We start from the raw sequence: 18,653 nt of genomic DNA, 5'->3' as shown, positions 1-18,653 counted from the left end.
GGTCCGGCGGAGCCCACCTCAGTAACCGAGGCCCTTCTTGCTGTCGTAGATCTTCTGCGGATCATCGGCGGCGGTATAGAGCTTCGACTCGGTCTGGATCCATTTCGGTGGCACCGTACCCTTGTCCTTGAACGCCGCGATGGCATCGAGCGCGGGGCCGGCCATGTTCGGCGTCAATTCGACGGTGGCGTTGGCTTCGCCCGCGGCCATCGCCTTGAAGATGTCGGGCACCGCGTCGATCGAGACGGTGAGGATCTCCTTGCCGGGCTTGAGGCCGGCTTCCTTCATCGCCTGGATCGCGCCCACCATCATGTCGTCGTTGTGGGCATAGACCGCGCAGATCGACTTGCCGCCGCCTTCGGCCTTGATGAAGCTCTCCATCACCTCCTTGCCCTTGGCGCGGGTGAAGTCGCCGGTCTGGCTGCGCACAACCTTCAGGTTCGCGTGCTTGGCAATCGCAGTGTCGAAGCCCTTCTTGCGGTTGGCCGCGACGCTGGCGCCGACCGTGCCCTGCAATTCGACGATGTTGCAGGCCTTGTTGCCGACCGTCTTCGCCAGCCAGTCGCCGGCGACCTCTCCTTCATGCACGCTGTCGGAGGTGACGGCGGTGAGATAGAGCTCCTTGCCGGAGGGATCGATGTCGCGGTCGAGCAGCACGACCGGGATCTTGGCCTCCTTGGCTTCCTTCAGCACCGAATCCCATCCGGTCGAGACGACAGGCGCGAGGAAGATCGCATCGACATTCTGTGCGATGAAGGAGCGGATCGCCTTGATCTGGTTCTCCTGCTTCTGCTGGGCGTCGGCGATCTTGAGGTTGACCTTCCGCTTGGCAGCTTCCTGCTTGGACACGGACGTCTCGGCCGCGCGCCAGCCGGATTCCGATCCGATCTGCGAGAAGCCGATGGTGAGCTCGCCGGCGCTGGCCGGGGTCGCGAGCAACAAGGCGGCCATCGCGCTGGCCACAAAGAGGGCTTTAGGGGTCATCAGGCGTGTCTCCCAAAGATGTTATCCGGGGCGCCCATTGGTATCATGGCACCCACAGGCCGGCCTTCGGGCCAGCGGTGGGCACTATTTCACGGAAGTGCAGTTCCGACTAGTCATATTATTTGACTATTTGGATGAAAACGCACGTAGGTGGCGGCGAGCTCATTATGACACGCTCAGCGCGATTTTGTTCCCCTCATGCAACGAGGAGATGAAAAAATATGGCGGGCTCGTTTGAGCTTCAGCTGTCAGCACGGCGAAGATGCGACCTTCGCCCGCTTGCGGGAGGCGAAGGGCAGCAGCGCTAAATCAGCTTCCGTTGCGCCAGGTTCTTCATCAGCGCGCCGATGCCGAACGTCCAGGGCTCGCACTCGTCGCTGGTGCGCATGCGGTTGACGAGCTTGCCGAGCTGAGGCGCCGCGATCGTGACGATGTCATCGCGCTTGTGGGTGAATCCCTGCCCCGGCGCATCGCGATCTTTCACGGGCGCGAACATGGTGCCGAGGAACAGCACGAAGCCATCGGGATATTGATGCACCTTGCCGATGGTCTGCGCGACGAGATCGGTCGGATCGCGGCTGATCTTGCTGATCGAGGAATGGCCGTCGAGAACGAAACCGTCCGTGCCCGTGACGTTCAGGCTGATGTCCAGCCTGCGCGCGTCGTCGAGCGTGAAGGTGTCGTCGAATAGACGCAGCAGCGGGCCGATCGAACAGGACGCGTTGTTGTCCTTGGCCTTCGACAACAGCAGCGCCGAGCGACCCTCGAAGTCGCGCAGGTTCACGTCGTTGCCGAGCGCGCCGCCGACGATCTTGCCGCGGCTCGAGACGAACAGCACCAGCTCGGGCTCGGGATTGTTCCAGGTCGATTTCGGATGCAGGCCGGCGTCCATGCCGGTGCCGACCGACGACAAGGTGGGCGCCTTGGTGAAGACCTCGGCATCCGGACCAATGCCGACCTCGAGATATTGGCTCCAGGCGTTCTGATCGATCAGCACCTGCTTCAGGTGCATCGCCTGGTCCGATCCCGGCTTGAGCTTCGACAGATCGTCGCCGATCAGGCGCGTCACTTCTTTCCGGATCGCTTCGGCCGAGGCCGGATTGCCCTTGGCGCGCTCTTCGATGACACGTTCCAGCATCGAGATCGCGAAGGTGACGCCGGCGGCCTTCAACGTCTGGAGATCGACGGGCGCGAGCAGCCAGGGTTTTTGGGGATCGCGACGGTCCGGCGGGGTGTTGGCCACGATCGCCTCGAGATCACCGATGCGCTCGCCCTTGGTGGCGGCAAGCGCCTTGGCGGGATCGTCCACCTCGCAGAGCGCGCTGATGGTCGGAAACTTCGCAGTGACGTCGAACACGCCGTCGTCGCGCACGGCGACCACGGCCGGCCCATTCACTTGCGGCAGCCAGACGCGGCCAGCCAATGTTCCCCGCGTGGCGTCCTCGGGGAGAAGGTCTTTTACCGTCAATGTTGTCATGGCCGCGTCCTCGCTGTTTTTAGGGATCGGCCGCGTTCGCAGCGGCCGTTCCCGTTGGCGAAGACCAATAAACGTCTGGCGGGGGAAGTCCAGAGCGGCGACCCGCCGTGCAATTATGCCCCTGCCCGCGCCTTTCGTGCCGCAATCTGGTGCAGTGCCCAGCGCGCATTCTTACGGACATCGGGATCAGGATCATCGGCGATTACGGCGAGGAATGCCTCGCCGTCGGGATGGGCAATCTCGCCTAGCGCGGCGGCGGCCTCTTTGCGTAGGTTCGCCTGGTCGTGATTGATGCAACTACCAATCGGCCGCACCGCGCGCTCGATCTTCATCTTTCCAAGGCTGCGGATCGCCTTGAGCCGCACCTGCCAAAACTCGTCCGCGAGACAAGCGACGAGCTGATCAGCCGCGATTGCACCGTTCACGTTCAGACCCAGCGTCTCCGCGGCCATCTCACGGACCATCCAATCCGGATCCTTCAGCGCGCGGGTGATGGTCTCTGCCGCCGGCTTCATCTGAGAAAAGGCTAGCGCACTCACGGCGGCGCGGCGCACATGGGCATCGGGATCGTTGATCAGCGCGGTCAGCGCCGGAATCGATTCCTCCAGCTTGAGGAAGCCGATCACGCCGATCGCCTGCACACGTACGGCGGCGTCGGTGTCCTGGAGCGCTTCCAGAGCGGGCTTGAGTGTATCCCTGCGGCGCAGTTCCTTCAGTGCGCGCAGAGCGCCCATGCGGACGAAGGCGTGGGTATGCCTGATCAGCGGCAGGATCGCGTCGGCGCAGGCGGGATCCTTGAATTCAGCCATGCTGTCGGCCGCAGCCGCCGCGACGATCCTCTCGGGATCGACCAGCAGCTTGACCAGCGCGCTTGCCGCCTCCGGCCCGTCGAACTCCCCGAGCGCCATCGCGACCTGCTGGCGCACGCCGGCATCGGGATCGGCGACCATGTCGGCGAGATGAGCGACCGCGGCCGGGTCTCCGGAATGGCCGAGCGCGATGATGGCGACGCGGCGCTCGGCGGGATCGGCTGCCTGCAGCCGCTCGTCTGCATCTTCAAGGTCGTCGTAGGATTCGAACGGGCTCGACATGCTCACCTCAACAGATAGGGAATGTTGACGGTGACGGCGCCGGTCGGACAATCCGCTTCGCAGGGCATGCAGTACCAGCACTCATCATAGGCCATGTAAGCTTTTTTGGTCATGTCGCTGATGCGCAGCACGTCGAGCGGGCAGACGTCGACGCACACCGTGCAGCCCTTGTCCGCGATGCATTTGGCATCGTCGACGACCACCGGAACCGATGTCTGATAGGACGCGAGAGGCATTTGATGTCTCCTATTGCTGTGTTCTGGTGGTCAGGCGGAGGCGCGAATGCGCTGCTTGTCGTAGAGGTCTTTCTCGTCGTCCGCGATCGGCACGACGTAGGGCTCGACCGCCCGCTTCTCGCTGGTCATCTTGCCGTCTCGCTTGGAGAGCAGCGTGTGACAGAACCAGTTCTCGTTGTCCTTCTCCGGGAAATCCGTGCGCCAGTGATAGAGGCCCCAGCGGCTCTCCTCGCGGTAGAGCGAAGCGTGCGCGGCCATATCGGCGCAGTCCATGATCGATTGCACCTCGAGCGCGCGCAGCAATTCGTGCGCATTGCGCGCGATCATGCGCTCCTGCATGTCGTCCCTCGCCTCAGCGAGCCGGCGCATGCCGAGTTCGTACTTGCGCGTGACTTTCGGCGGCTGGAGATAGTCGTTGACCAGACGGCGGGTCTTGTACTCGATTTGGTTCGGCGGAATGCCGTCCTCGCGCTTGGTCGGCGCCATCACGCGGTCGCGCTCCGTCGCGACGTCGGCCGTGTCGAATTCCGCGAAGTCATGGCTGTCGGCAAACTCCATCGCGTCGATGCCGGCAACCGAGCCGTTGGTGAAGGCGCCGAGCATATAATTGTGCGGGACGCTCGCCATGTCGCCCGCGGCATAGAGGCCGGGCACTGCGGTACGGGCATTGTCGTCAACGAACACGCCTGAGGCGCTATGCCCGGAGCAGAAGCCGATCTCGGAGATGTGCATCTCGATGGACTCGCTGCGGTAGTCGACCCCGCGCCCCTGCTGGAACAGGCCGCGCGTCGGACGCTCGACCTTGTGCAGCGTGGACTCGATCTCGGAAATGGTGTCGGGATGGAGATGCTTGAGCTGGAGGAACACCGGGCCCTTGCCTGACAGCAGCTCGTTGTAGAACTCCAGCATCATCTGGCCGGACCAGTAGTCGCATTCGATGAAGCGCGATCCCTCATTGTTCGCCGTGTAGGCGCCGAAGGGACCAGCGACATAGGCGCAGGCGGGGCCATTATAGTCCTTGATCAGGGGGTTGATCTGGAAGCATTCGAGGTTCGCGAGCGCTGCGCCGGCGTGATAGGCCATGGCGTAGCCGTCGCCGGAATTGGCGGCGTTCTCGTAGGTGCCGAACATGTAGCCGGAGGTCGGCAGACCTAGCCGACCGGCGGCGCCCATGCAGAGGATCACGGCCTTGGCCTTGATCACCAGGATCTCGGCAGTGCGGGTGTTGACGCTGATGGCACCGGCAATCCGGCCGTCGGTCGACTTGAGCAGCCGCGTCGCCATGTAGCGGTTGGAAATGAGGATGCGCGCGCGGCGGAGCTGGCGGTACAGCGCCTTCTTCACGGTTTCGCCGTTCGGCATCGGCAGCACATAGGTGCCGATGTGGTGCACCTTCTTGACCGCGTAGTCACCGTTCTCGTTCTTCAGAAAGCGGATGCCGAAGCTGTCCAGCTCTTCGATGATCTTGTAGCAATTCTGCGCGTATTTATAGACCGCCTTCTGGTCGACGATGCCGTCATTAGCAATAGTGATTTCCTTGGTGTACTGCTCCGGCGTGGCGTAACCGGGAATGACGGCATTGTTCAGCCCGTCCATCCCCATCGAGATCGCGCCGGAGCGCTTGACATTGGCCTTTTCGAGCAGAACGACGTTGGCCTTCGGGTTTTTCAGCTTCGCCTTCAGCGCCGCCATCGGGCCGGCCGTGCCGCCGCCGATCACGAGCACATCGCAGGAAACCTCCGAAAGTCCGTCGACGATCTGATCTAGTGACATCACTTGCTCCTGGTTCGCCGACCCGCGGCGCCTGTGCATCAGATTTGTTCAGGTGGATGTCCGGCGATAGCAATTAGTTGTCGCCGGACAGCGATTTGGCCTCAGCGCTCGACAAAAGCCTTTTCAATCACGAAATGGCCGGGCTGGCTGTGGTTGCCCTCGACGAAGCCGCGCGCGGAGAACATCGCGTGGAGTTCCTCGAGCATCGCCGGGCTGCCGCACAGCATGATGCGGTCGCTCCCGATATCGAGGGCGGACTGACCGATATCGTCGAACAGCTGGTTCGAGGCGATCAGGTCGGTGATGCGGCCGCGGTTGCGGAACGGCTCGCGGGTGACGGTCGGATAGTAGACGAGCTTGTCGCGGATCAGTGGCCCGAAGAATTCGTGATCGCGCAGACCTTCGACGAGATGCTCGCCGTAAGCGAGTTCGGAGACCTGCCGGCAGCCATGAGCGAGCACGATGGTCTCGTAGTTCTCATAGACATCCGGGTCCTTGATCAGGCTGGCGAAGGGGGCAAGGCCGGTTCCGGTCGAGAGCAGCAGCAGGCGCTTTCCCGGAATGAGATTGCCGGTGATCAGCGTGCCCGTCGCTTTGCGGCCGACCAGGATGATGTCGCCCTCCCTGATCTTCTGCAGGCGCGAGGTCAACGGGCCATCCTGCACCTTGATCGAGAAAAACTCGAGCGCCTCCTCGTGATTGGCGCTGGCCATGCTGTAGGCCCGCATCAACGGCTTGCCCTCGACCTCCAGTCCGATCATCGCGAACTGGCCGTTCTGGAAACGAAAGCCGGGATCGCGCGTCGCGGTGAAGCTGAACAGGGAGTCGGTCCAATGCCTGACTGACAAAACCGTTTCCTTCTGAAATGAACTCATGGTCTCTCCTTGTCGATGACGCCAAGGTCATGGAGAGAGGGGGGCCCGGCAATTCAGAAGTGAAATTCCCGGTCGATTAGTTTCACATTTCGCGCGTTGTGATCGAAGACCAGGCACGCGGTCATGCCGGCGCCGGCAATTAGTTGCTATTCGCCGCGCCGGTGCCGGCATAGATAGAAGTCGGAGGTTCGTCATGACCATGACCTTGGTCGCACCGACCGTTGCCAACTATGAAGCCAGCGCCGATCTCGCCGCGCTTCTCGTCCGCACCACGCAGGACGACGCGCTCAGCGTGCCCGCCGAGAAACTCCGCCTCTCATGCAAATGCGCCCACTGCACCCGCGCCCGTTTCGACGGCCGCTTCCCGGAAGCATTTCCCGGGATTGCGATCACCGGGATCGGCGATCTCGGCTATGGGCTGAACATCTCGTTTTCGGACGGGCACAGCCGGGGGATATATCCGAAGCCGTATTTGCTCAGTCTGGCGGGGCGGTGACCCATCGACGGTCGTCATTCCGGGGCGCCCGAAGGGCGAGCCCGGAATGACGAAGAGCGTCAATCTCGCTCCATCTGGCACAGACATTGCTCCTCTTTAGAACAATTTGAACGTTCCGGAGGCAGACGATGTTGCAGGCGGCAAATGTGGTTCGTGGGACCGCCCCCCCGGCCCGGCCTGCAGGCAGTTCCTCCCTGCTGCTCACCGAGAACCAGCAATGGATCGGCGGTCCACCACCGCTGATGGACAAGCTCTCACCGCGCGAGCGGGAGTTGGTGCTGAAGCAGGGCCGCCGCAAGGTGCTCAACCGCGGCCAGACGCTGTTTAGCCAGGGTGGCAAGCATGATGGCATCTGGCTGATCGAGAGCGGCCGCATCCGCGTATTCTATACCTCTCCACTCGGGCGCGAGATCACACTCGCCTATTGGCACGTCGGCAATTTCGTCGGCGGCCCCGAAGTGTTCGAAGGCACCGTGCATCAATGGTCCGGCGTCGCCTCCAGCAATTGCAGCATCGTGCACTTGCCCGGAAAGGAGTTGCGGTCGCTTGCCGCAGAGATCCCGAACCTCGCGATCGGCCTGATCGAGGGCCTCACGTTCAAGGGAAAGTGCTATTCGGCGCTCGCGCAGATGCTGGGCACGCGCTCGATCACCCAGCGCCTTGCGCATCTGTTGCTGCACCTCGTTGAGCTTTACGGCGTCGAGGATGCTGACGGCACCGTCATTGCCGCCGCCTTCACTCACGCCGACATCGCCCACATGGTCGGCGCCACCAGGCAATGGGTCACGATCAGCCTGAAGCGCATGCAAGAGAAGGGAATCGTGTTGACCAAGCGGTCGCAGATCGTCGTCTGCCGTACCGACGTGCTGGAGGAGATGCGCGGTCACGCATCCGATTAGGAGAATTTGCAGCCAAGACCGATGCACAGGCAAGCGGCTTTATAGTGCAGAACTGCTCAAGGAGTATGCAATCACCTTTTCCGGGCAACTAATCGACCGCTGTCGTCATTCCGGATTTGCCCCGCCGGTGCCCTCAACCAATCATGGCAACCACAGCACATCCAACCGAAAGAGGATGAGAATGGTCCGCCATCTTCCCACGCTCTCGATCGCGATGTCAGTGACGTCGCTGGCGCTTCTCACCGCGCAGCCGGCCGCCGCGGAAACCGTCACGCTCGGCATCGGAACCCAGGACACCACAACCAACACGGTGACCGCCGGGGTCGTCATCCGCCAGTTGCGTCTGCTGGAAAAATACCTGCCGAAGGACGGCAAATACGCCAACATCAAGTTCGAGCTGGAGTGGCAGAACTTCACCTCAGGTCCGCCCGTCACCAACGCGATGATGGCGAACAAGCTGCAGATCGGCATGATGGGCGACTATCCGCTGATCGTGAACGGCTTCACTTTCGAGAGTAACCCCGAGAGCAAGAGCCGCCTGATCGGCATCGCCGCCTACAGCCTGTCCGGCTCAGGCAACGGCCTCGTCGTCCACAAGGACTCGCCCTATTACGACCTCGCCGATCTCAAGGGCAAGTTGGTCAGCGTTCCCTTCGGCTCCGCCGCGCACGGCATGGTGCTGAAGGCTATGCAGGATCGCGGCTACGCATCTGACTTCTTCCAGCTCGTCAGCCAGAGCCCGGAAGTGGGCTCAACCAATCTGCAGGAGAAGAAGATTGACGGGCATGCCGATTTCGTCCCCTTTGCGGAATTGCTGCCGTTCCGCGGCTTCGCGCGAAAGATCTTCGACGGTGTCGAGACGAACTTGCCGACCTTCCACGGCATCGTGGTTCGCACCGACTTCGCCCAAAAATATCCGGAGGTCGTCGTCGCCTACTTCAAGGCGCTGATCGCTGCCAATCAGTGGCTGCGCGACGATCCCAAGCTCGCCGCGGAAAAGATCCAGGAATGGACCGGCATCAGCAAGGAAGTCGTCTACATCTTCCTCGGCCCCAGCGGCAACATGACCACTGATCCCACCATCAAGCCGGCGCTGATCGATGCGGCCACGACCGACGTCAAAGTGCTGCAGAATCTCGGCCGCATGAAGGAGTTCGATCCGAAGAAATGGGTCGACGACAGCTACATCCGCAAAGCCTATGCCGATATGAAGCTCGACTATGATGCGCAGCTTGCGAGCACCAAGAACTATGAAATTTCGGGTGAAGATGGTTTCTGCAAGAAGCCGATCGCGGATCCCCGCAAGGCCGGCGAGGTCTGGGTCGATGACGCCGGTATCTTGCCGTTCTCGTCCGCGAGTTGCACACTCGGTGCCTATGCCGACTACAAGGCCAAGGGCAAAAAGATCAACGTCGCCTACGTCTTCGACACCACGCGCGGCATCAAGCTGTTCGCCGATCAGGCCTTCTTTGCGGTCGGCAATGGCGAACTCGCCCCGTTCCTGCTGAAGAAGGATGCCGAAGCCTATGCCGCCAAGATCAGCGGTAAGGTGCTCGGCTTCGACGACGCCCTAAAGGCCGCAGTCGGAGGCAAGACGTGAGCAGCCCCGCCCTCGTCAGACCTCCCGAGGACAGCATGCCGGCAACAGCACTTGCAGAGGCGGGCTCCTCGCCCGCTGCCATCACCCCGCCTACGACGCCGCCGTCCTTCGACACACTCGCCTTGCGCTGGTACCGGCTCAATCGGTCAGGTCTGCGCGCGGCCGCGATCGGCGTGATTTCGCTGTTCGCGTTCCTGCTGGTCTGGCACCTGCTCACGACCTATCGCGTCGTGTTCTTCGTGCGCTTCACCAACGTGCCCTCGCCGCTCGCGGTCTATGCGAGCTTCACCAAGGCGATCCACGATCCCAAATTCCTGATGCACATCCTGCTCAGCTGCCGGCGCATCTTCATCGGCTTCTCGCTGGCGGCGATCATCGGCGTGCCGCTCGGCCTCATTATGGGCCGCTTCAAGCTGGTTCATGAGGTAATCTTCCCGGTCGCGGAGGTGCTGCGGCCGATTCCGGCGATCGCCTGGGTGCCGATGGCGATCATGCTGTGGCCGACCAACGAGCAGAGCATCGTCTTCATTACCTTCCTCGGCTCGTTCTTCCCGATCCTGGTCAACACGTTGCACGGCATGTCGCTGGTCGACCCCGTGCTGGTGCGCGCCGCGCAATGCCTCGGCGCGCGCGAGCGCTCGATCTTCCGCGAAGTGTATTTTCCGGCATCGCTGCCTCACATCTTCACCGGGCTTACTGTCGGCATGGGCGTCGCCTGGGTCTCGCTGATCGCCGCCGAGATGATCTCGGGCCAATACGGCATCGGCTATTTCACGTGGGAGGCCTATTCGCTGGTCCAGTACGCCGACATCGCCCTCGGCATGATCGCGATCGGGGTGCTCGGGCTCGGATCGAGCCTGCTGATCCTGGGTGCAGGGAAGCTGGTAATGCCGTGGAGATCGACATGAGCGAATTAGTTGCGAGTCCGCCGAAGGGCCACATTGAGGTCAAAAACTTCTCCCTCGCCTACGAGACGATCGAGGGAGCGGTCCAGGCCGTGACTGACACGCAGATCCATGTGAAGCCGGGCGAGTTCGTCTCGATCGTCGGTCCTTCCGGTTGTGGAAAATCGACGCTTCTCAACGCCGTCGCCGGCTTCCTCAAGCCGACTACCGGCATCGTGACGGTCGACGGCGAGCGCGTGAACGGCCCTAGCGCCGAGCGCGGCATGGTGTTCCAGCAATATTCACTGTTTCCCTGGAAGACGGTGCGGGAGAACGTCGAGTTCGGGCTGAAGATGCGCGGCATGCCGCGATCGCAGCGCGAGCGGGCGGCGCGCACGCTCTTGGGGCTCGCGGGTCTGGAGGCGTTCGAAAAGCACTATCCGGAAAAGCTCTCCGGCGGCATGAAGCAGCGCGTCGGCATCGTCCGCGCGCTGGCTACGGGACCGAAGGTGCTGCTACTGGATGAGCCGTTCGGCGCCCTCGATGCGCAGACGCGCGTCATCATGCAGCAGATCCTTACCAACATGTGGCAGCGGTTGAAGATCTCGGTCTTGTTCGTCACCCACGACATCGACGAGGCGATCTTCCTCTCCGACCGCGTGTACTGCATGACCGCGCGGCCCGGTTCGATCAAGGCGGAGATCCCGATTCCGCTGGAGCGGCCGCGTCAGCAATCGATGATGATGTCGTCGGAGTTTTTGGCGCTCCGCCGCGGGCTGATGTCGCTGATTCGCGAAGAGAGCCTGAAGGCGATGGGCGGCGAGATCAACGACATGGGCATGCAGGGGCTGAACATCGAGCTGCAGGGCCATTCGCTGGCGGACGTGATTTAGCTTCCCGCTCGCAGCATTGACGGTCTCGTAGGTGGGCAAAGCGAAAGCGTGCCCACCATTCTCCGTCTGTTATAGAACTGGTGGGCACGGCGCTTACGCGCCTCTGCCCACCCTATGCCATGATCATTTGAACCAGTGCACCAGTGCGATGCTGATCCCCAGCAGCAGCATCAGCGACAGCGTCACGGCGGCCGTCACCCGGCCGCCGACATTGGCGAGCACGCGCACGTCGACGCCAAGGCCGAGGGCTGCCATCGAGACCACCGTGAGAAAGCCGGTGATCTTCGTCACGGGGCCGACCAGCGTGGCCGGCACGATCTCCAGCGAGCGCAGGGTCGCAAGCGCAAGGAAGCCGAGGATGAACCAGGGGACAAGGCGGAAGAAGCCGACGCTGGTCTTCCGGGCATCGCTCTGCCAGCGCGAGGCGACCAGCGACAGGCCGACAACGACCGGCCCGAGCATCAGGACGCGCATCAGCTTCACCAGCGTGCCGATCTGGGTCGAAACGAGGCCTGCCGGCACCGTGGCGGCAAGCACCTGCGGCACCGCGTAGACGGTGAGCCCGGCGAGGATGCCGTACTGCGTTGCGGACAATTGCAGCAGCGGGATCAGCAGCGGCAGGCCCAGCACCATCATCACGCCAAGGATCGCCGTGAAGGAGATCGAGGATGCAATCTCGTCGTTGCTTGCGCCGATGATGGGAGCCACCGCGGCGATGGCGGAATTGCCGCAGATCGAGTTGCCGCAGGCGATCAGGATCGACAGCCGCGTCGACAGGCCGAGCAGCCGGCTGAGGCCGAAGGAGACGCAGAGCGCGACCACGACGACCGCGGCAATGGAGGCGAGCAGCGCAATGCCGGAAGCCGCGATCGCAGCGAAGCTGATGGAGGCCCCGAGCAGCATGACCGCGACCTCGAGCAGCTGCTTGGCGCTGAAGGCGATACCCGCCTGCCAGCGCGGGGCCGGCTTCCAGAAGCTGCGCACCGCCATGCCGAGCAGGATCGCCATGACCAGCGCCTCGACATAGGGATGCTCGAACACGCCCAGTTCGGCCCGCTCGAGCAGGGCCGACACACCGGCCACGGCGATACAGAGGAGAATGCCCGGGATCAGCGCCGCAATACGGCTCGCGGCGGTGGCCGGCTTGGAATCGGCCGGGCTGGATGCTTGATTCTGCGACACAAATCTCTCCCGAAGGAGAAAGATTTATACGCAGCGCGACCCAATTGGGAAATATGTTTTCGACATATCAGGGCCGAGAGAAGTTCTGTCCTCAGCCCGGAATAAACGGCCTCAGAAGATCAGGTTCTTGGCCAGCGAGGCGACGCGGCTGAAGCCGTCATAGATGCCCGGCTCGAAGAAGGCGGCACGGGCCAGCACGATGCCGGCGACCAGCGACCAGAACAGGGTGGTGCCGGCCCGCAGCAGGAGCTTCGACGCACGCGACTTCGGCTGTGTGTCCGTTGCGGACACCAGTTGCTCGCCGAAGGGCTCAAATCCAGTGCGTTCCATGGCTGCCGATCCACCAATTTCTGGCGCAAATGTCGTCGTTTCGGCTCCAAACAGCAATGGAAGCGATTGGCGTTTTTGCCCTCGTAAGGGGAAACTCCTTCCTCCTGACAGGACCGCGGCAATAGTTTTCTTCTTCCCGCCGATTTGGATACCGCCACTCCAGTCACAACGCCCTTCCCGCGCCGGGATTCCCGGCCCGGGGCAAGGCGGCAGCGCCATCTTCCAGTCGATTGATGGCACCGCATTGGCGGTAGCCCATCTCGCTAAGCCGCCAGCCCGCTGTCTACTGGCGCAAACTCCAGCCCCAGACTCTCGGCCACCGCCTTGTTCGTCACCCGGCCGCGATGCACGTTGAGCCCGTTGCGCAGATGCGGATTCTCCAGGACCGCCGCAAAGCCCTTGTTCGCGAGCATCAGGCCGAACGGCAGCGTCGCGTTGTTCAGGGCCTGGCTCGAGGTCACCGGCACCGCTCCCGGCATGTTGGCGACGCAATAGTGCACGACGCCGTCGACCTCGTAGGTCGGCTCCGCGTGCGTGGTCGGGTGCGAGGTCTCGAAGCAGCCGCCCTGGTCGATCGCGACGTCGACCAGCACGGCTCCCGGCCGCATCGATTTCAGCATCGCGCGCGTGACGAGCTTCGGCGCGCTGGCGCCGGGCACCAGCACTGCACCGATGACGACGTCGGCGGCGAACACCTCGTCCTCGACCGCCTCGATGGTGGAGAAGCGGGTGCGCACGCGTCCGACGAAGAGATCGTCCAGTTCGCGCAGGCGCGGAATCGAGCGGTCGATCACGGTGACTTCGGCACCTAAGCCGGCGGCCATGCGCGCCGCCTGCGTCCCGACCACGCCGCCGCCGAGGACGACGACGCGAGCCGGCTGCACGCCGGGCACGCCGCCCAGCAGCAGACCGCGGCCGCCGGCCGAGCGCTTGAGGGCGGCGCCGGCGGCCTCGATGGCGAGGCGGCCGGCGACTTCGCTCATCGGGGCGAGCAGCGGGAGGTGACCACTCGCGTCCGTGACGGTTTCATAGGCGATTGCGGTGCAGCCGGAAGCAAGCAGGCCCTTGGCCTGCTCGGGATCCGGCGCAAGATGAAGATAGGTAAAAAGGATCTGGCCTTCGCGAAGCTGAGCCCATTCGCTCTTCTGCGGCTCCTTCACCTTCACGATCATGTCGGACTTTGCAAAGATCTCGCGAGCCGTCTCGGCAATGGACGCCCCAGCCCGCCGGTACACCTCGTCGGACGCACCGATGCCGCTGCCGGCGCCGCTCTCGACCATCACCTGGTGCCCGGCGGCGACATATTCGCGGACCGCCCCTGGGGTGAGCCCGACGCGATATTCCTGCACCTTGATCTCCTTCGGCACCCCGACGCGCATCTTGCTCTCCTTCGCCAATGCTTTGATTCCATTGTTGATCGTAGCGAGAGCGTCGGTTTGGTTTCGTGCAAATATCCGCTACCTTGGCGGCACCCGCGCCGGTTTCAGGCGCGAAAACGTCCTTTGGCGCTGGAAACGAAACCTTGGCCCTCGACCGGAAAGACCTCGCCATCCTCGCGGAACTCACGACCAATGCGCGAGCCAGCCACACCGAGCTTGCCAACAAGATCGGCTTGTCGAGCACGGCGCTGGCGCGGCGGCAGAAGGCGCTGGAGGATGACGGCTACATCCAGGCTTACCAGGCCGCGCTCGACCTCGGCCAGTTCGGCCTTACCACCACGGTGCTGGTTCGCATCGCGCTGGAAAGCCAGAGCGACGAGGCGCTGAAGGCATTCGAGGCAGAGGTGACGAAATGTCCCTCTGTCGTGCGCTGCTTCCTGATGTCGGGGACGGACGACTACATCCTCATCGTGCTCGCCCGCGACATCCAGGATTTCGAGCGCATCCATCGCACCGAGCTGTCCCGCCTGCCACGCGTGGCGCGGGTGCAATCGAGCTTCGCGCTGCGCGAGATCGTTAACCGCGCGGTGCCGACCGTCGTGTTCGGCGAGACGAAGCGCTGATCTCGTCGATCCAGATCGGGAGAACCGGTCAGGAACCAAGCAACTCCTCATCCGTTGGGCGCTATTGGCCAGCGGCGGCAACGCATTCTCGCGTCACTTGCCCAATTTGCCCGACTCGGCCTTTCCGCAGGGAAACCGACCATGGCCGACCTTACGATCCCCGAACGCATTCCGATCAACCTCGTCGTTAATGGCGAAAGGTACGCGCTCGAAGTCGTGCCTTGGACCACGCTTCTGGATGCGCTGCGTGATCGCCTGGAGCTGACCGGCAGCAAGAAAGGCTGCGATCACGGCCAATGCGGTGCCTGTACCGTGCTGGTCGACGGAAGACGGGTCAATTCCTGTCTCACCCTCGCCGTTATGAAGGATGGCGCTGAGATCACGACGATCGAAGGCTTGGCCGCGGACGGCGCGCTGCATCCCCTGCAAAAGGCCTTCATCGACCACGATGCCTTTCAGTGCGGCTATTGCACGCCGGGACAGATTTGCTCCGCCGCAGGCCTGTTGGCCGAAGGCCGTGCGCGCGATGCGGACGAGATCCGGGAGCTGATGAGCGGAAACCTCTGTCGCTGCGGTGCCTACCCCAACATCGTGGCTGCGATCCAACACGCAATGAGCCGGTCATGAACAACTTCCAATATTCCCGCGCAAGCGATGTGGCCGACGCCATCCGCCTGCTCGCCGCCGATCCCGGCGCGAAGCTGATTGCCGGCGGCACCAACCTGATCGACCTGATGAAGGAGAATGTCGAACAGCCCTCCCGGCTGATCGACATTTCCCGCTTGCCGCTCCGCGACTTCGCGGAGACCGCCGACGGCGGCCTGCGTATCGGCGCTTTGGTGCCGAATTCGGACCTCGCCTACCATCCGTTGACCGAGCAGCGCTATCCCCTGCTTGCCAGCGCCATCCTGGCCGGCGCCTCCGCGCAATTGCGCAACATGGCCTCGGTCGGCGGCAATCTGATGCAACGAACGCGCTGCCCCTACTTCTATGACACCACGACGCCGTGCAACAAGCGAACCCCCGGCACGGGCTGCTCGGCCATCGACGGCCTCAACCGCAACCACGCCATCCTCGGCACCAGCACGTCCTGCATCGCGACCAATCCATCCGACATGAGCGTGGCGCTGGCCGCGCTCGGCGCGCTCGTGCACATCGCAGGCCCCTCGGGGCAGCGCACCATCGCGCTGACGGATTTCCATCGGCTTCCCGATGACAAGCCTCATCTCGATACCAATCTCGGCAGCGGCGAGATCATTACCGCCATCGAGCTGCCGCCGCACGGCTTTGCCCGGAACTACAGCTATCTGAAGATCCGCGACCGGCTCTCCTACGCCTTTGCTCTGGTCTCCGTCGCGGCCGCGCTCGAACTGGAGGGCAACGCAATCGGCGAAGCGCGCCTTGCGCTGGGCGGCGTGGCTCACAAGCCCTGGCGAAGCCTCGAGGCCGAAGCCGCATTGCGCGGCCAGGCGGCAACACCGGATCATTTCGGGCGCGCCGCCGACCTGCTGCTGCAGGGAGCGACTGCCCGCTCCCATAATGGATTCAAAATCGAGCTGGCGCGCCGAGCCGTCCTGCGTGCGCTGATGCAGGCCGCAAGCGCCACGCCGCAGTCACAAGCTTACAAGAAGATCGCATGAGGTCCCGATGAACGCCTATGTCGGAACACCAACGTCGCGCGTCGACGGCCGGGCCAAGGTCACCGGGGCCGCCAAATATGCCGGCGAATTCGCAGCAGAAGGTCTTCTTCACGGCTTCGTTGTCGAGGCCGCCATCGCGCGCGGGCGCATCGCTCGTCTTGACACCAGCGAGGCTCTGAAGGTGAAGGGCGTGGTCGACGTGCTCACCCATGCACATCGGCCGCCCCTCGCCGACAAGGACGAAGCCTGGAAGGATGAGGTGGCGCCGGAGAAGGGCTCGCCCTTCCGTCCGCTCTATGACGACAGGATCAAGTTCAACGGCCAGCCGATCGCACTGGTCGTCGCGGAGGACTGGGAGACCGCCAAGTTCGCCGCAACCCGTGTTCGCGTCGAATATGAGCAGGAGGCGTTTGCGACCGATCTCGAATCCGAACGCGGCAAGGCTTCCAAAGTGGATCAGCCACACAAGCCGCGTGGCGATGCGGCAGCAGCCCTGACGCGCGCGGCCGTGCGCCACGAGGCGGACTACGTCATTCCGAGCGAGCACCACAATCCGATGGAGCTCTATGCGACGACGGCGGTCTGGGACGGCAGTGGCGGGCTTACGGTCTACGACAAGACGCAAGGCGTCCAGAACGTCCAGAAGTTTCTCTGCGGCGTTTTCGGCAAGAAGCCCGACGACATCCGCGTGATCTCGCCGTACGTCGGCGGCGCCTTCGGCTCAGGCCTGCGGCCGCAACACCAGGTCGTGCTGGCAACCCTTGCCGCGCTCGCACTGAAGCGATCTGTTCGCGTCGTGCTGACGCGGCAGCAGATGTATGGCCTGGGCTATCGTCCCATGACAATCGAGCGCCTTGCGCTCGGCGCAAAGCCGGACGGCACCCTCGATGCGGTCAGCCATGAAGCGATTGCCGTGACCTCCCGCTACGAGGATTTCTCTCGCAATGACACCGGCTGGGCCGAGCAGCTCTACAAGAGCCCCAACAGCCACTATTCCCACAAGCTGGTCGACCTCGACGTCTCGACGCCCTGCGACATGCGCGCACCGGGTGCGGCAACGGGCGTGTGCGCGCTCGAATGCGCCATGGACGAATTGTCCGTCGCGCTGAAGCTCGATCCGCTCGAATTGCGCCTGAAGTGCTATTCGGATCGCGACCAGACCGAAGACCTCCCTTACACCAGCAAGCAGTTGCGCGAATGCTACGCCCGCGGCGCGGAGGCGTTCGGCTGGAGCAGGCGCAATCCGGCACCGCGCTCCATGCGCGACGGCAAGGAACTGGTCGGCTGGGGCATGGCGACAGGTGTATGGGAAGCGCTGCAGATGCCGGTCGCCGTCCGCATCGTGCTGACGGCCAACGGCCATGCCGAGGTCTCCTGCGCTGCGTCCGATATCGGCACCGGCACCTACACCATCGTGGCGCAGGTCGCGGCCGATGCCCTCGGGCTGCCGATCGAGAACATCAGCGTCAAGCTCGCGGACTCGAGCCTGCCGCAGGCACCGGTGGAAGGCGGCTCATGGATGGCCGCCTCGAGCGCGCACGCCGTGCTGGGAGCAGCCGAAGAGATTCGCCGCGAGCTAGCGCGATACGCCAAGGCGATGCCTGCCTCGCCGCTTGCCGGGGTCGATGTGCCAGACATCATTCTCCTCGACGGCACGGTTGCTAAGGCCGCCGACCGCAGCCGCTCAGTTTCGATTGCTGATGCGATGCGCCATGGCCAGGTCGAGCGGATCGAGAAGGAGAAGCTGAACGAGTTCCCCGAGGACAAGTCGCACGCGCGCAACACCCATTCGGCCGTGTTCGTCGAGGTCAAGATCGATGAAGAGCTCGGCGTCATTCGCGTCACCCGGGTCGTGAGTGCGGTCGCGGCTGGACGCATCCTGAACACCAAGACGGGCCGCAGCCAGATCATGGGCGGGGTAGTCTGGGGAATTGGAATGGCGCTGCACGAGGAGACGGTGATGGATCACCGCTTTTCGGCCGCATCATGAACGCGAACATCGCCGAATACCACATCCCCGTGAACGCCGACGTCCACGACATTGACGTCATTTTCGTCGACGAGCCCGACGACCGCATCAACCGGTTGGGCATCAAGGGGCTCGGCGAAATCGGCACCGTCGGCGTGCCGGCCGCGATTGCGAACGCCGTCTATCATGCCACCGGCAAGCGCATCCGGCGCTTCCCGATTACGCTGGACAAGCTGCTGGAGTGAGGCGGCAGGCTAACCCTGTCGCAGCACTCGGGCATGTCATCCAAATGTCATCGAATGTGTCGAGAGCTGTATCTTCC

17 protein-coding genes and 1 pseudogene are annotated in these 18,653 nt (G+C 63.3%); 9 read left to right on the top strand and 9 right to left on the bottom strand.

What is annotated here, in order from left to right:
* Window positions 1-18: 18 nt before the first annotated feature.
* The 6 genes from ytfQ to AB7M16_RS32955 all read right to left on the bottom strand — a co-directional run bounded on the left by ytfQ (window position 19) and on the right by AB7M16_RS32955 (window position 6,436).
* Window positions 19-984: a galactofuranose ABC transporter, galactofuranose-binding protein YtfQ gene (ytfQ, locus tag AB7M16_RS32980; protein ID WP_453946511.1), complete on the bottom strand. Its 966-nt coding sequence runs from the start codon at window positions 982-984 to the stop codon at window positions 19-21.
* 304 nt (window positions 985-1,288) lie between these two features.
* Complete coding sequence (locus AB7M16_RS32975; protein WP_453946510.1) at window positions 1,289-2,461, bottom strand: fumarylacetoacetate hydrolase family protein; 1,173 nt, start codon at window positions 2,459-2,461, stop codon at window positions 1,289-1,291.
* Between the two features lie 113 nt (window positions 2,462-2,574).
* On the bottom strand, window positions 2,575-3,552 hold the full coding sequence (locus AB7M16_RS32970; RefSeq protein WP_212256869.1) for a HEAT repeat domain-containing protein: 978 nt from the start codon (window positions 3,550-3,552) through the stop codon (window positions 2,575-2,577).
* 2 nt (window positions 3,553-3,554) lie between these two features.
* Window positions 3,555-3,788 (bottom strand): 4Fe-4S dicluster domain-containing protein, encoded by a 234-nt coding sequence (locus AB7M16_RS32965; protein ID WP_024339914.1) that lies wholly within the window; start codon window positions 3,786-3,788, stop codon window positions 3,555-3,557.
* A gap of 30 nt (window positions 3,789-3,818) precedes the next feature.
* Window positions 3,819-5,561 carry a fumarate reductase/succinate dehydrogenase flavoprotein subunit gene (locus AB7M16_RS32960; RefSeq protein WP_453946509.1) on the bottom strand — a complete coding sequence of 581 codons (1,743 nt, stop codon included), beginning with the start codon at window positions 5,559-5,561 and terminating at the stop codon, window positions 3,819-3,821.
* A 101-nt stretch (window positions 5,562-5,662) separates the two neighbouring features.
* Window positions 5,663-6,436, bottom strand: a complete 774-nt coding sequence (locus tag AB7M16_RS32955) for a ferredoxin--NADP reductase (RefSeq protein ID WP_453946508.1) — start codon at window positions 6,434-6,436, stop codon at window positions 5,663-5,665.
* A gap of 199 nt (window positions 6,437-6,635) precedes the next feature.
* Between AB7M16_RS32955 and AB7M16_RS32950 the strand changes: the two genes are divergently transcribed.
* From AB7M16_RS32950 to AB7M16_RS32930, 5 genes are all read left to right on the top strand, one after another.
* Window positions 6,636-6,932: a gamma-butyrobetaine hydroxylase-like domain-containing protein gene (locus AB7M16_RS32950; RefSeq protein WP_172784631.1), complete on the top strand. Its 297-nt coding sequence runs from the start codon at window positions 6,636-6,638 to the stop codon at window positions 6,930-6,932.
* Between the two features lie 128 nt (window positions 6,933-7,060).
* Entirely contained in the window at window positions 7,061-7,831 is a 771-nt protein-coding gene (locus AB7M16_RS32945; protein ID WP_453946507.1) for a Crp/Fnr family transcriptional regulator, read from the top strand.
* Between the two features lie 181 nt (window positions 7,832-8,012).
* On the top strand, window positions 8,013-9,431 hold the full coding sequence (locus tag AB7M16_RS32940) for an ABC transporter substrate-binding protein (RefSeq protein ID WP_260382983.1): 1,419 nt from the start codon (window positions 8,013-8,015) through the stop codon (window positions 9,429-9,431).
* Entirely contained in the window at window positions 9,428-10,339 is a 912-nt protein-coding gene (locus tag AB7M16_RS32935) for an ABC transporter permease (RefSeq protein WP_453946506.1), read from the top strand. The genes AB7M16_RS32940 and AB7M16_RS32935 overlap by 4 nt, the downstream gene beginning before the upstream one ends.
* Window positions 10,336-11,208, top strand: a complete 873-nt coding sequence (locus tag AB7M16_RS32930; protein ID WP_172784304.1) for an ABC transporter ATP-binding protein — start codon at window positions 10,336-10,338, stop codon at window positions 11,206-11,208. The genes AB7M16_RS32935 and AB7M16_RS32930 overlap by 4 nt, the downstream gene beginning before the upstream one ends.
* A 123-nt stretch (window positions 11,209-11,331) precedes the next feature.
* Here the strand turns inward: AB7M16_RS32930 and AB7M16_RS32925 are convergent, their stop codons facing one another.
* The 3 genes from AB7M16_RS32925 to ald form a co-directional block, all read right to left on the bottom strand.
* Complete coding sequence (locus tag AB7M16_RS32925) at window positions 11,332-12,390, bottom strand: YeiH family protein (protein WP_453946505.1); 1,059 nt, start codon at window positions 12,388-12,390, stop codon at window positions 11,332-11,334.
* A gap of 111 nt (window positions 12,391-12,501) precedes the next feature.
* Window positions 12,502-12,720, bottom strand: a complete 219-nt coding sequence (locus tag AB7M16_RS32920; RefSeq protein ID WP_027546306.1) for a hypothetical protein — start codon at window positions 12,718-12,720, stop codon at window positions 12,502-12,504.
* A 263-nt stretch (window positions 12,721-12,983) separates the two neighbouring features.
* Window positions 12,984-14,099: an alanine dehydrogenase gene (ald, locus tag AB7M16_RS32915; protein WP_453946504.1), complete on the bottom strand. Its 1,116-nt coding sequence runs from the start codon at window positions 14,097-14,099 to the stop codon at window positions 12,984-12,986.
* 143 nt (window positions 14,100-14,242) lie between these two features.
* On the opposite strand from ald, the gene AB7M16_RS32910 reads away from it, so the two are divergent.
* The 4 genes and pseudogenes from AB7M16_RS32910 to AB7M16_RS32895 all read left to right on the top strand — a co-directional run bounded on the left by AB7M16_RS32910 (window position 14,243) and on the right by AB7M16_RS32895 (window position 18,576).
* Window positions 14,243-14,722 (top strand): Lrp/AsnC family transcriptional regulator, encoded by a 480-nt coding sequence (locus tag AB7M16_RS32910; protein ID WP_036035057.1) that lies wholly within the window; start codon window positions 14,243-14,245, stop codon window positions 14,720-14,722.
* Window positions 14,723-14,863: 141 nt separating this feature from the next.
* Entirely contained in the window at window positions 14,864-15,349 is a 486-nt protein-coding gene (locus tag AB7M16_RS32905) for a (2Fe-2S)-binding protein (protein ID WP_453947289.1), read from the top strand.
* The gene (locus tag AB7M16_RS32900; protein ID WP_453946503.1) at window positions 15,346-16,362 is read left to right on the top strand and encodes an FAD binding domain-containing protein; all 1,017 of its coding nucleotides are present in this window, start codon (window positions 15,346-15,348) and stop codon (window positions 16,360-16,362) included. The genes AB7M16_RS32905 and AB7M16_RS32900 overlap by 4 nt, the downstream gene beginning before the upstream one ends.
* A 7-nt stretch (window positions 16,363-16,369) precedes the next feature.
* Window positions 16,370-18,576 (top strand): annotated as a pseudogene (locus AB7M16_RS32895) (xanthine dehydrogenase family protein molybdopterin-binding subunit).
* Window positions 18,577-18,653 lie beyond the last annotated feature (77 nt).

Source organism: Bradyrhizobium sp. USDA 372, assembly GCF_053629095.1.
This window is presented reverse-complemented; position numbering and strand designations above follow the sequence as displayed.